The following is a 13,476-nucleotide window of genomic DNA, read 5'->3' on the forward strand; positions in this document are numbered from 1 at the left end:
TCAGGCACCCGCACCCGTTTCCGGGGCGGTGTCCGGGCCGTTGTCCGTTCCGGCGCCCCCGGCAGCCGCCGGAGCGCGCTCCGGGCGCACCGGGTCGCCGCCCCGACGGCGGAGCCCCGCCGCCAGGGCGGCCGCCGTGCGGCGCTGGAAGACCTCCTTCGGCGAGACCTCCCAGCCCTCCGAGCGCAGGGCCCCCGCCAGCCGTACGGTGACGATGCTGTCCCCGCCGAGGGCGAAGAAGTCGTCGTCCGCCCCGATCCGGGGCAGCGAAAGCACCCGGGCCATGGCGGCGCACACGGCGCTCTCCGCCTCCCCCACCGGTTCCCGGCCCCGCGCGGCGGCGCCGAAGTCGGGGGCGGGCAGCCGGTCCCGGTCCAGCTTCGCGTTGGCGGTCATCGGCAGGGCGTCCAGCAGGACGACCGCCGCCGGCACGAGGTGTCCGGGCAGCCGCCCGGCGAGCCAGGCCCGTACCTCGACCGGGTCGGGAGCGGTTCCCGGCCGGGGCACGGCGTACGCGACGAGGCGCCGTACCCCGCCGTCCTCCCGGGCGGTGACGACCGCTCGGGCCAGGTCAGGGTGAGCGGCGGCGGCGGTCTCGATCTCGCCCGGCTCGATCCGGAAGCCCCGGATCTTCACCTGGTCGTCGACCCGGCCGAGGAACTCCACCGCCCCGTCCTCCGTCCAGCGCGCCAGGTCCCCGGTCCGGTAGAGCCGGCTGCCGTCGGCGGCGAACGGGTCCGCGACGAAGCGCTCGGCGGTGAGCGCGGACCGGCCCCGGTAGCCACGGGCAAGACCGGCGCCCGCGAGGTACATCTCCCCCGCCACCCCGGGCGGTACGGGCCGCAGCCCCGCGTCCAGCAGGTGGACGCGCGCGTTGTCCACCGGCCGGCCGATCAACTGGCTCTCGCTGTCGCGGACATGGGCGACCAGCGCGTCGACCGTGCCCTCGGTGGGCCCGTACAGGTTGACCACATCGGTGCCGGGCAGCTCCCGCAGCCGGGCCCACTGGCTGTCGGGGACGGCCTCTCCGCCGACGCCGAGCAGCGGCAGCGGGCAGCTCCCGCCCTCGGTCAGCCCGGCCTGTTCCAGTTGGGCGAGCACCGACGGGGCGACCTCGATGAAGTCGATGGCGTGGTCCCGGAGATAGCCGTGCAGTTGCTCGGGGTCGCGCTGGATGTCCTCGGCCAGGACGTGGACGCAGTGGCCGTGGTACATCCACAGCTGCGGCTGCCAGGAGGCGTCGAACGAGAACGACCAGGCGTGCCCCACGTGCAGCCGGGACCGGCCGGTCCGCTCGACGACGGGCTCGTACAGCGCGCGGCGGTGGCTGTGGAAGAGGTTGGCCACACCACGGTGGGTGATGACGACGCCCTTGGGGGTGCCGGTGGAACCGGAGGTGTAGATGAGGTACGCCGGGTTCTCCGGCCGCAGCGGACGCCACCGGTCGGCGTCGGTGGGCGGCCGGCAGGACCGGCCGGCAATCGCCGCCGCGATCCCGGGATCGTCCAGCGCCATGGTCACCGGGTGCCGCTCGTCCTGCGGCGCTGTGGCCGGGGACCCGGTCCGTCCGGCGAGTGCGGTGGTGGTGAGCAGGAGGGCGGGCGAGGCGTCCTCCAGCATGAACGCCAGCCGGGCGGCCGGGTAGTCGGGGTCCAGCGGCAGATAGGCGGCTCCGGCCTGGTGGACGGCCAGAATGCTGATGAGCATCTCCTCGGTGCGCGGCAGCATGAGCGCCACCAGGTCCTCGGCGCCCACGCCCCGGTCGATCAGTTCGTGGGCGAGCCGGGCGGCGCGGGCGGTCACCTCGCCGAAGCTCAGGGTCCGCTCGCCGCAGACGACGGCCGGGGCTTCGGGGTCGCGGGCGGCCGCCTCGGCGAAGAGCTGGGGCAGGGTCTGCTCCGGGTGGGGCCGGGGTACGGGATTCCAGTCGGTGAGGACCTGGTGCCGCTCGTCGGGCGCGAGGGCCTGGAGGCGGTGGACGGGTGTGTCCGGCCGGTTGCCCAGCTCGGTCAGGAGGTGAGTGAGGCGCCCCACCAGGGCGGCCGCCTGTTCGGGCCCGAACAGGTCGGGCCGGTACTCCAGGATGAGGTGCCCGCCGGGTACGACGACGAGGGTCAGCGGGTAGTGGGTGGCGTCGGTCTGGTCGCTTCCGGTGACGGCCAGTTCGCCGGAGCGCTCGGCGCGGCGCAGCCCTTCTCCGTCGATGAAGTAGTTCTCGAACACCATCAGGGTGTCGAAGAGTTCGCCGGCTCCGGCGAGCCGCTGGACGTCGGCCAGCCCGAGGTGCTGATGGGCGGAGAGCCTCGCCTGCTCCTGCTGGAGCCGGGCCAGCGCCTGGCGTACGGTGCCGCCGGCGCGCAGGTCGACACGGACGGGCAGGGTGTTGATGAAGAGTCCCGTCATGCTCTCCACGCCGTCGATCTCCGGCGGACGGCCGGACACGGTGGCGCCGAACACGACGTCGTCGCGGCCGGTGTGCCGGGCCAGCAGCAGAGCCCAGGCGAACTGCACGACGGTGTTGATGGTGACGTCGGCGCCCCGCGCCAGTGCCTGGAGGCGCTCGCGCAGGTCCGCGTCCAGTTGGTAGGGGATCCGGTCGGAGAGGACGGGCCTGCGGTCGGGGTCGGCGGGTGCCAGCAGGGTCGGTTCGGTGACCCCGGACAGTGCCTCGCGCCAGGCGTCCTCGGCGCCTCGCACGTCCTGGGCCGCGTGCCAGGCCAGGAAGTCCTTGAACGCGCGGCGCGGCGTCGGCGGTTCGGCGGACCCGATCGACGACGCGTACAGGGCCAGCAGTTCCTGCAGCAGGACGGGTACCGACCAGCCGTCGAGGATCGCGTGGTGGTTGGTGACCATGAGGGCGTGTTCCCGCTCCCCCAGCCGTACCAGTCGCAGCCGCAGGAGCGGGGGCGCGGTGAGGTCGAAGGGGCGCAGGCGCTCCGTGACGGCGAGCGTCCTCAGGGCCTCCTCCCGCTCGTCGGCGGGCGTGGACCGGAGGTCGGTCTCGGCCCAGTCGGGGGTGACACCGTCCAGGACGACCTGTACGGGGCGGCCGCCCGTACCGACGAAGGCGGTCCGCAGCCCGGGGTTGCGCTCCAGCAGAGCGGCGGCGGCGCCGCGCAGGGCGGCCGGGTCCAGTTCGCCGCTGAGCCGCAGGGTGAGCTGGACGGTGTAGACGTCGATGTCGTCGCCCGACAGCTGGGTGAGGGCGTAGAACCCTTCCTGGAGCGGGGTCAGCGGCCAGATGTCCCGCAGCGCGGGGAACCGCGCCTGGAGGGCGTCCGTCTGCCCCTGGTCGAGCGGGACGAGGGGGAAGTCGGACGGTGTGTGGACCGGGTCGGCCGGTACGGCGGCGAGGGTGTCCAGCGCCTCGCCCCACAGGGTGAGCAGCCGTTCGGCGTCCGCGCCGTCCAGGACGCCGGTGGCGTAGGTCCAGCGGGTCGTCAGCCGGGGCCCGTCCGGGCCGTCGGCCGTCGAGACGGCGATCTCCAGCGGGAACAGGGCGGAGGCGGAGGAGGGCAGGGGCGGGAGCCCTTCGGGGGCGGTCGGCCATGCTCCGGACCCCGGTGCGGAGGCGGGGTCGCGGTGGACGAGGACGACCTCCGGGGTGCGGGACGGGCCGGCCGGGCCGTCGACGTGGTGCAGCAGCCCGTGGCCGATGCCGGCGTCGGGCGTCTCGCGCAGGTGCTCCTTGATCGTCATCAGGGCCCGGCGTGCGTCGGCCCCCTGCGCTCCGGGCGGTACGGGGAGGTCCAGGGCTACGGGGTGCCAGGTGGTGAACCGGCCTACGGTGGCCGCGAGTTCGGATCCGGGTACGACGCTCTCCTCGCGGCCGTGGCCCGCCACCGCGATCACGTCCCGGCCCACCGGCTCACCGCGCTCCTCGCGCCAGCGGGCGAACGCCAGCGCGGTCGCGGCCACGAGGACGTCGTGGGCGGTGCCGTGCACGGCGGCGGGGGCACGGGTGGTCAGCGCCCGGGTGAGGTCCGGGTCCAGGGTGCGTTCGAGGTGGGCGGTGGTCTCCAGGGCGTCCAGGGCCGGATCGAGGGGGCGGGCCCCGAGGGCGAGTGCCTCCCGTTCCTCGCGGGCGCGCCAGACGGGGGCCTCGGCGCGGCGGCCGGGGCTCGTGGCGGCGTCGGCGAGGCCCAGGGCCCACTGCCGGAAGGAGGTGCCGTCGCCGGGCGGGGCGGGCGGGTTCCCGGCCAGCACGTCGTCGTGGGCGGCGGCGAGGTCGGCGGTGATGAGGGGCCAGGACGCGCTGTCGACCACGAGGTGGTGGATGAGGAGGGCGAGCCGGCCACTGCGGCCGGGGCCCCGGTCACTCCAGATGCCCCGGATCATCTTGCCTGCCTGCGGGGCGAGTTGGTTGGCCGCCTCGGCGACGGCCTCACGAAGGCCCTCCGTACCGTCCACAGGGAGCAGCACCGCCTCCGCGGACCGTTCCGAGGGCTCGGGAATGTGCAGGGCCTGCCGTCCCGGCTCCCCCACCAGCGCTGCGCCCAGAATCGGGTGACGGGCCATCAGTCGGCTGAGTGCGGCCGTCAGGGTGGCGCGGGTGGCCTCGGGCGGGGTGACGAGGTGGACGTACTCGTACCGCCCCTCGGCCGGCCCGTGGCCGAGCACCCACCGCTGGTACGGGGTGAGCGGGGTCAGCCCGGTGGGTGCCAGGCGCGGTACGGCGGTGGGCGCGGCGGCCGCGGCGGTGCGGGCGAGCGCGGCGGGGGTCTTCTGCTCGAAGACGTCCCGGGGGGTGAGGGTCATTCCGGCCTTGCGGGCGCGGGCGACCAGTTGGATGGAGAGGATGCTGTCGCCGCCGAGGGCGAAGAAGCTGTCCTCGGCCCCGGCCGTCTCCACGCCGAGCAGCTCGGCGAAGAGGGTGGTGAGGACCGCCTCCCGGATGCCGCGCGGGGCGATCGCGGTGGCTGTGGCGGCGAGGTCGGGGGCGGGCAGGGCCGCCCGGTCGAGCTTGCCGCTGGCGGTCAGCGGCAGGGTGTCCAGGGTGATCAGGGCGGTGGGCACCATGTGGTCGGGCAGCCGCCGCGCGATGCTTTCGGTGATCTCCGCGCTGTCGGGCGAGGCGCCGGGAGCGGGGACGAGGTAGCCGGTGAGCACCGGCCGCCCGGGGGCGTCCTCGCGCAGCAGCACGGCCGAGGCGGCGACCTGCGGGTCCTCGGCGATGACGGCCTCGATCTCGCCGAGTTCGACGCGCAGTCCGCGTAGCTTGATCTGGCCGTCGGTGCGGCCCACGTAGACGAGTGCGCCGTCCTCCCGCCGCCGTACGAGGTCGCCGGTGCGGTAGAGGCGCTCGCCAGGTGAGCCGAAGGGGTGGGCGACGAAGCGGTCGGCGGTGAGGGCGGGCCGGCCGTGGTAGCCGCGGGCGAGTTGCGGACCGCTCAGATACAGCTCGCCGGTGACGCCGTCGGGGGCGGGCCGCAGCCAGGCGTCGAGGACGTACGTGCCGGTGTTGTGGACGGGACGGCCGATGGGCACGCCGCCGCCCGGCTCCCCGGGTACGGCCTCCCAGGACGTGACGTCGATGGCCGCCTCCGTGGGCCCGTACAGGTTGTGCAGGCTCGTGGCGGGCAGGACGGTCCGTACGGAGGTGGCGAGGGCCGTGGTCAGCGCCTCGCCGCTGGCGATGATCCGGCGCAGTGCGGTGCAGTCGGCGGCCCGGGGCTCGGCGGCGAAGGCGGCCAGCATGGAGGGGACGAAGTGGACGGTGGTGACGCCGTGCCGGATGACCGCCGAGGCGACCTCGGCCGGGTCGCGGTGGAGTCCGTCGGGCAGCACCACGAGGGTCGACCCGGTGAGCATCGGCAGGAAGAACTCCCATACGGAGACGTCGAATCCGGCCGGGGTCTTCTGCAGGACCCGGTCCTCGGGGCCGAACGGGAAGTGGCCGGCCATCCACCGGAGCCGGTTGACCAGGGCCCGGTGGGTGACGACGACGGCCTTGGGTCGGCCGGTGGAGCCGGAGGTGTAGAGGACGTAGGCGGCGTGGTCTCCGCGCAGGCCGGGGTGGGCGCCCGCCGGGGTGGCCGCTTCCTGTGCGGCGCGTACGTCGGGGGCGTCGAGCGCGAGCGCGGTCAGGCCGTCGGGGACGGGCAGCCGGTCCCGTAGCCCGGTCAGGGTGAGCAGGAGGTGCGGGGCGGCGTCGGTGAGCATGTGGGTGACGCGGTCCTGAGGGTGGTCGGGGTCCACGGGCAGGTAGGCCCCGCCCGCGCGCTGCACGGCGTGCAGGGCCACGACCAGGTCGGTGCTCCGGGGCAGCGCCACGGCGACGCGCACCTCGGGACCGACGCCCAAGTCCCGCAGCAGGGCGGCCAGTCGGCCCACCCGCCGGTCGAACTCCTCGTACGACAGGGTGCTGTCCCCGTCGATCAGGGCCGGTACGGAGACCTCCTCGGCGTACCGCTCGGCGAGGAGGTCCGGCAGGGTGGCCTCCGGCAGCGGGCGGCTCTCCCCGGTGGCCGCCGCGAGCACCCGGGCCCGGTCCTGGCCGCTGAGCAAGGGGGCGCGGTGCACGGGCAGTTCGGGGCGGGCGACCAGGGCGGTGAGGAGGCTGACGTAGCGGTCGGCCAGCGCCTGGGCGGTCGTGGGGTCGAACAGGCTGGTCTGGTAGATCAGCATGCCGGTGATCCCGGCCCCGTCGGGCCGCTCCGCCAGGGTGAACTGGAGGTCCAGCTTGGCGACTCCGGGGTCCGCGCTGACCGGGGTGACATCGAGGCCGGGCAGGGTGAAGGTGTCCTCGGAGACCTGCTGGAAGACCAGCAGGACCTGGAAGAGCGGGTTGCGGGCGAGGGTGCGCTCGGGGGCGACGATGTCGACGAGCTGCTCGAACGGCAGATCGGCGTGGTCGAACGCGGCCAGGTCGGTGTCGCGGACCCGGGCGAGCAGCTCGTGGAAGGTGGGGCGGCCGCTCAGGTCGGTGCGCAGGACGAGGGTGTTGACGAAGAAGCCGATGAGGTCGTCGAACTTCTCGTCGGTGCGTCCGGCGACCGGCGTGCCGATGGGGATGTCGGTGCCGGCGCCGTGGGCGGAGAGGAGGACCGCGAGGGCCGCCTGCACCGCCATGAAGACGCTGGTGCCGTTGCGGGCGGCGAGGCTCCGCAGGTCGGCGTGGACGGCCGGGTCGACGGAGAAGGTGACGGTGGCGCCTTCGTGGGTCTCCTCGGCGGGGCGCGGCCGGTCGTAGGGCAGGGCGAGCTCGTCGGGGGAACCGGCGAGGGTCTCCTTCCAGAAGGCGGCCTGCCGGGCCACCTGGCTGTCGGGGTCGCTCTCCTCGCCGAGGACGTCACGCTGCCAGAGCGCGTAGTCCGCGTAGTCGACGGGCAGGGGCTCCCAGTCGGGCGCGGTGCCGGTGACGCGCGCGGTGTAGGCGGTGCGCAGGTCGTCGACGAGGGGGCGCATCGACCATTCGTCGCCCGCGATGTGATGGAGCGTCAGGGTGAGGACGTGGTCCCGCTCCGTGCGCAGCAGCCGGGCCCGGAGCGGGATCTCCCCGATGATGTCGATGGGCTGGGTCACCCGTGCCCGCAGCGCCGCCTCCAGGTCGGCCTCGGCCACCTCGGTGACGGCCGCGAGGTCGCAGGCGGCGCGGGCGCTCTCCTCGTCGAGGATGTGCTGGTGCGGCAGCCCGTCGGCGTCCGGGTAGACGGTCCGCAGGCTCTCGTGGCGTACGACGACGTCGCCGACCGCCAGGCGCAGCGCCTCCCGGTCCAGCTCCCCGCCCAGACGGACCACGATGAACAGGTTGTAGGTGGCGCTGGGCCCGTCCAGCCGGTGCAGGAACCACAGCCGGCTCTGCGCGAAGGAGAGCGGGATCACCTGGCCGGCCCGGCGTTCGCGCCGTACGGGGGCGGTGCGGGCGATCGGGCGCGGCAGCACGGTCCGGGCGAGGGCGGCCGGGGTGGGGTGCTCGAAGATGTCCCGCAGGGCGACCTCGACACCGAGGGTGGAGCGGAGCCGGTTGGCGAGCTGCATGGCGAGCAGCGAGTGGCCGCCGAGGTGGAAGAAGTCGTCGTCGGGACCGGCGTGGGCGAGGCCGAGGACATCGGCGAACAGCTCCCCGAGGACGGCCTCGCGGGCGTCCCGGGGCGCCCGCGCCCGCTCCCCGCCGGAGGCCTGGGGTGCGGGCAGGGCGGCCCGGTCGACCTTGCCGTTGGGGGTGAGGGGAAGGGCGGCCAGCTCCATGATCACGGAGGGGACCAGGTGCTCGGGCAGCCGTTCGGCGAGGTAGGGGCGGAGTCCGGTGGCCGTGCCGGTGACGTACGCGACCAGGCGCACCGACCCGCTGGGGTCGGGGAGGCCGAGGACGACGGTGTCGGTGACGTCGGGGTGGGTGCGCAGGACCGTCTCGATCTCGCCGGGCTCGACGCGGTGGCCGCGTACCTTCAACTGGTGGTCGGTGCGGCCCAGCACCCGCAGGGTGCCGTCGTCGAGGACCTGGGCCAGGTCGCCGGTGCGGTACATCCGGCTGCCGGGCTCGCCGAACGGGTCGGCGGTGAACCGGGAGGCGGTCAGGGCGCTCCGGCCGAGGTAGCCCCGGGCCAGCCCGGCGCCGCCGATGTACAGCTCCCCGGGTACGCCGGTCGGCACGGGCCGCAGCCAGGTGTCCAGGACGCGCAGGGTGGTGTTGTTCAGGGCGTGTCCGACGTGCGGCGGGTTGGCGCCGGGGGTGAGGTCGGCGACGGTGGACCAGATGGTGGTCTCGGTGGGCCCGTACAGGTTCAGCAGCCGCTCTCCCCCGGTGGCGAGGCGGTCGGCGAGGTCGGCGGGGAGCGGTTCGCCGCCGCTCAGGACGCAGAGGCCGCCGAGGAGTCCGGGGGCGGCGTCGGTGATGCCGCGCCAGAGGGAGGGGGTGGCCTGGAGGTGGGTGGCGCCGGTGCGCTCGGCCAGGCCGCTCAGGAGCAGCGGGTCGAGCACTTCCTCCCGCTGGGCGAGGACGACGGCGGCCCCGGTGACGAGCGGGACGAAGAGTTCCAGCGCGGCGATGTCGAAGCTGACCGTGGTGACGGCGAGGAGGCGGTGGCCCGGGCCGGATGCGAGGGTCTCCGCGACCGCGTCGAGCAGGTTGGCGAGGGCGCGGTGGGTGACGACGACGCCCTTGGGGTTACCGGTGGAGCCGGAGGTGTGGATGACGTACGCGGTCGCCTCGGGTTGGGGGGCGAGACCGGGCAGCTCCGGCAGGTCGGACACGGTGCCTTCGTACGGCCCCGGGGCGAGGAGCGGCGAGCCGGGGCGTACGACGAGCAGCGGGGCGGAATCCTCCAGCAGGTAGGCGACGCGGTCGGCCGGGAAGTCCGGGTCGACGGGCACGTACGCGGCTCCGGTGGCGGAGACGGCGAGGAGGACCGCCACGAGGTCGGCGCTCCGGGGCAGGGCGACCGCGATCAGCCGCTCGGGCCGGGCGCCGAGGTCGCGCAGCCGGGCCGCGATGACCGTGACCCGCTCTGCGAGGGTGGCGTAGCTCCACTCCTCGTCGCCCGCGATCAGCGCGGTCGCGTCCGGGGTCGCGGCTGCCTGGCGCAGGAAGCGTCCGGCGAGGCCGAGCGGGGTGACGGGCCGGGTCGGGCCGTCGAGCCGGGTCCGGTCCACCGCCCCGGTGTCGAGGGCGGCGGTGGTGGAGTCGGGCCGGTCGACGAGCTGCTCCAGGACGGCGACCAACTGGGCGCCGATCTCGGTGACCCTCTCGGCGGTGAGCAGCTCGGGCCGGTGGTCCAGGGCGAGCGCGAGGCGGTCGCGGCCGGGCAGGGCGACCAGCACCAGCGGGTAGTGGGTGGCGTCGTGACCACGCGCCCCGGTCACCAGCAGTCCGGCGCGCTCCTCGGTGCGGCGCAGCTGCTCCGCGTCGACCGGGAAGTTCTCGAACAGGACGAGGGTGTCGAAGAGTTCGCGGTGTCCGGCGAGGCGTTGCAGCTCGGCGAGCGGCTCGTACTGGTGGTCCATCAGCGCCGCCTGCCGCTCGCCCAGCTGCGTCACGAGACCGGCGAGGCTCTGGTCGTGGCACAGGGTGACCCGGGTGGGCACGGTGTTGATGAAGAGGCCGATCATGTCGTGCGAGCCGTCGAGGTCGGCGGGGCGGCCGGAGACGGTGACGCCGAACGTCACGTCGGTACGGCCGGTGAGCCGGCCCAGCAGCAGCCCCCACGCGCCCTGGAGCACGGTGCTGACGGTGAGGTCGCGGGCCCGGGCGAAGGCGTGGACGCGGGCCACCAGGTCGTCGGGGAGCGGGATCTCGACGCGTTCGGGCACGCCTGCGGGCATCGCCGCGGCTTCGGGGACGAGCCGGGTCGGGCCGTCGATCCCGGCGAGCGCCTCCCGCCAGAGGCGGTGGGTGGTGGCGCGGTCCCGGCCGTTCAGCCAGAGGAGGAAGTCCCGGTAGGGGCGGGGGGCCGGTCCTGGCGCGCCCCGGTAGAGGGCCAGCAGGTCCCGCACGAGCAGCGGGCCCGACCAGCCGTCGAGCAGGATGTGGTGGGAGGTGAGGGCGAGCACCTGTCGGCGCTCGGCGAGCCGGACCAGGGTGAACCGCAGGAGCGGGGGCGCGGTCAGGTCGAAGCCCTGGCGCCGGTCGGCCGTGAGGATGTTCTGCGCCCGCCCCTGCCGCTGCCCCTCGGTCAGGCCGGACGAGGTGAGGTCGTACACGTACAGGGGGATCTCGGCCTGCGCGGGGACGACCTGGAGCGGGTCGGCTCCGCGGCGGCCGTGGAATCCGGCCCGGAGGTTGGGGTGGCGGGCCAGGAGGGCCCGTCCGGCGCGGCGGAGCCGTTCGGTGTCGAGGTCGCCCTCGATGTCGAGGGCGGTCTGGGTGGTGTAGACGTCGGGGCCTTCGCCCTCGGCGCCGAAGCCGGTGAGGAAGTACAGCCCGGACTGGAGCGGCGAGAGCGGCAGCAGGTCGGCCAGCGGGGCGCGGGCCTCCAGGGCGTCGATCTCCGCCTGGTCCACGGCGACGAGCGGGAAGTCGCTGGGCGTGTGCCCGCCGGCCGCCGGCCGGCCCGCCAGCCCGGCCAGGCCGCGTAGGGCCTCGGTCCACAGGCGGGCCAGGCGCTCGACGTCGGCCGGGTCCAGGAGGCGTTCCGGGAAGCTGAAGCCGGCCTGGAGGAGGGGCCCTTCGGGTCCGTCCACGACGGAGGCGTTGAGGGTGAGGGTGTGCGAGGCGGGCAGCGCGTCGTCCGCTCCCCCGCCGAGGGACCCGGTGAGGACCGGACTCCAGGGGGCGGGCGGGCCGGAGACGTCCGCCGTACGGGAACCCCCGAAGCGCCCCAGGTAGTTGTACGCGATCCGTGGTTCGGGGAGCGCGGCGAGGGTCTCCCGCAGCTCGGGGTTGAGGTGGCGCAGGAGACCGTGGCCGAGGCCGCTGTCGGGGGCGGCCCGCAGCTGTTCCTTGACCCGCTTCACCGCTGCGGCCAGCTCGTCGCCGGTGCGGGAGGCGGAGCCGCCGAGGTCCAGGCGTACCGGGTGGACGGCGGTGAACCAGCCGACCGTGCGGGAGAGTCCGGCGCCGGGCACCAGGTGCTCGGCGCGCCCGTGGCCCTCGATGTCGACGACGACCGGTCCGGACTCGTCCCGCCAGGTGGCGAGCGCCAGGGCGAGCGCGGTGACCAGGAATTCGTCGGGGCCCGCGTGGAAGCGTTCAGGCAGGCCGGTGAGGAGGGGCCGGGTGTGTTCGGGCGTGAGGTCGACGGAGATCGTGCGGACGGTGGAGAGGGTGTCGAGGGCCGGGTCCGGGGCGGGCAGCGGGGCCGCTCCCTCGTCGCCGAGGACGGCGGCCCAGTGCGCGGCCTCCGCGACGCGCCCGGGGGCGAGCGCGGCCTGCTCCAGACCCTGCGCCCAGTCGGCGAACGGCGTTTCCACGGGCTGGAGTTCGGCGGTGTGGCCGTGCCGTTCGGCTTCCAGGGCGGTGGCCAGGTCCTGGGTGAGGATGCGCCAGGAGACACCGTCGACGACGGCGTGGTGGATGAGGAGCGCGAGCAGTCCGCCCCGGTCGGGGCCGGCGTCCAGCCAGAGCGCCCGGACCATGCACCCGGCGTACGGGTCGAGCGACCGGGCCGCCTCGCGGGCCTCGGCGCGCAGGGTGGGCAGCAGCTCCTCGTCGGCCGTCTCGACGGCGTCGATCCGGAGCAGCGGGGTGGGCCCGGGGTGGCTGCCGGGGGCGGGGATCTCCAGGGTGCGGTCGGTGAGCCGGGCCCGCAGGACGTCGTGGTGGTCGAGGATCCGGAGCAGTCCGGCGGTGATCCGGTCGGCGGTGGCGCCGGGCGGGGTGTGCAGGACGGTGGACTGGTGGTAGCCGGTGACCGGGCCGCCGCGCTCGACGAGCCGGCGCAGGATGGGGGTGAGGGGCGCGCTGCGGGCGGTGCGCTCGACCGGGGTGGCCGTCTCGTCCACCGTGCGGGCCAGGGCGGCGAGTTGCTCGACCGTACGCCGCTCGAAGACGTCCCGGGGGCTGAACCGGAGCCCTCGGCGGCGGGCCGCGCCGACGAGCTGGATGGCGGAGATGCTGTCGCCGCCGAGGGCGAAGAAGCTTTCCTCGACGCCGACTTCGGGGAGGTGGAGGAGTTCGGCGAAGAGGGCCGCGAGTTCCTTCTCCCGGTCGGTACGGGGGGCGGTGCCGCCGCCGGTGGCGGTGAAGTCAGGTGCGGGCAGGGCGGATCGGTCGGTCTTGTTCGCCGAGGTGAGCGGGAGGGCGTCGAGGAGGACCACGGCCGCGGGGACCATGTGGTCGGGCAGGCTTTCGGCGGCCCAGGCGATGACGTCCGCCGGGCGGGGGGCGGAGCCCGGGGCGGGGACGGCGTGGGCGACGAGGCGGCGGACGCCCCGGTGGTCGGTGTGGCCGGTGACGACGGCCTGGGCGATGGCGGGGTGTGCGGTGAGCCGGGCCTCGACCTCGCCGGGCTCGACGCGGAAGCCGCGGATCTTGAGCTGGTGGTCGGTGCGGCCGGCGTACTCCAGCTCGCCCTTCCCGTTCCAGCGGGCCAGGTCCCCGGTCCGGTACATCCGGGTCCCGGGCTCACCGAACGGGTCGGCGACGAAGCGGTCGGCGGTGATGAGGGGGCGGCCGAGGTAGCCGCGGGCGAGGCCGGGGCCGGCGATGTAGAGCTCGCCGAGGATGCCCGGGGCGACCGGGCGCAGGGCGCTGTCGAGGACGTAGGCGCGCTTGTTGACGTCGGGGGGCCCGATCGGGACGGGGCCGTCGGTCCACCCGGCCGGGACCTCCCAGGTGGCGGAGTTCACGACGGCTTCGGTGGGCCCGTAGGCGTTGAAGAGGCGGTGGCGGCGGGCCCAGGTGCGGACGGTCTCTGGGGGCAGCGCCTCGGTGCCGACGATCAGGGTCATGCCCTCCGGGAGCGGGGTGTCCGGCGGGAGGGAGGCGACGACGGTCGGCGGGATCACGGCGAGGGTGACGGCCGCCCGGTTCAGGAAGTCCGCGAGCGGCGCCCCGGCGCGCTCCTCCTCGGGGACGACCACCAGGGTCGCCCCGGA

General features: G+C 75.2%; 1 protein-coding gene (only partly in view). It reads right to left on the reverse strand.

What is annotated here, in order from left to right; all coding sequences use genetic code 11:
- Positions 1-13,476, reverse strand: the 3' portion of a protein-coding gene (locus R2B67_RS01215) for a non-ribosomal peptide synthetase (RefSeq protein ID WP_317815950.1). It continues 2,031 nt past the right edge of the window; 13,476 of the gene's 15,507 nt are visible here — the last part of the coding sequence; its start codon lies off the right edge, out of view; it ends in the stop codon at positions 1-3.

The sequence above is a fragment of the Streptomyces cyaneofuscatus genome, from assembly GCF_033109485.1.
Lineage (GTDB): Bacteria > Actinomycetota > Actinomycetes > Streptomycetales > Streptomycetaceae > Streptomyces > Streptomyces cyaneofuscatus.